The organism is Burkholderia sp. Bp8984, assembly GCF_003853755.1.
In the GTDB taxonomy this organism is placed as follows: Bacteria; Pseudomonadota; Gammaproteobacteria; order Burkholderiales; family Burkholderiaceae; genus Burkholderia.
On sequence record NZ_QTQN01000106.1, the window covers coordinates 1 to 627 of the forward strand.

General features: G+C 63.5%; 1 protein-coding gene. It reads right to left on the reverse strand.

Features of this window, described 5'->3' with window-relative positions; translation table 11 throughout:
- Positions 1 to 3 precede the first annotated feature (3 nt).
- Positions 4 to 627: amino acid ABC transporter ATP-binding protein (locus DID98_RS35540; RefSeq protein ID WP_148093565.1), on the reverse strand; the 624-nt coding region annotated here is incomplete at its 5' end.

The window sequence follows — 627 nt, forward strand, 5'->3', positions numbered from 1 at the left end:
CGCTCAGTGCAGGATTTTCGCGAGGAAGTCCTTCGCGCGGTCCGACTTCGGATTCGAGAAGAAATCGTCCTTGCGGTCGTCCTCGACGATCGCGCCTTGGTCCATGAAGATCACGCGATGGGCGACCTTCTTCGCGAAGCCCATCTCGTGCGTGACGACCATCATCGTCATGCCTTCCTGCGCGAGTTCGACCATCACGTCGAGCACTTCGTTGATCATCTCGGGATCGAGCGCGGACGTCGGCTCGTCGAACAGCATCGCGATCGGGTCCATCGACAGCGCGCGCGCGATCGCGACCCGCTGCTGCTGGCCGCCCGACAGCTGGCCCGGAAACTTGTGCGCATGCGCCTTCAGGCCGACGCGATCGAGCAGCTTCATGCCCTTCTCGGCCGCTTCGTCCTTGCCGCGGCCGAGCACCTTGACCTGCGCGAGCGTCAGGTTCTCGGTGATCGACAGGTGCGGGAACAACTCGAAATGCTGGAACACCATCCCGACCTTCGAGCGCAGCGTCGACAGGTTCGTCTTCTTGTCGCCGACCGACTGGCCGTTCACGAGGATCTCGCCCTGCTGGAACGGCTCGAGGCCGTTCACGGTCTTGATCAGCGTCGACTTGCCCGAGCCGGACGG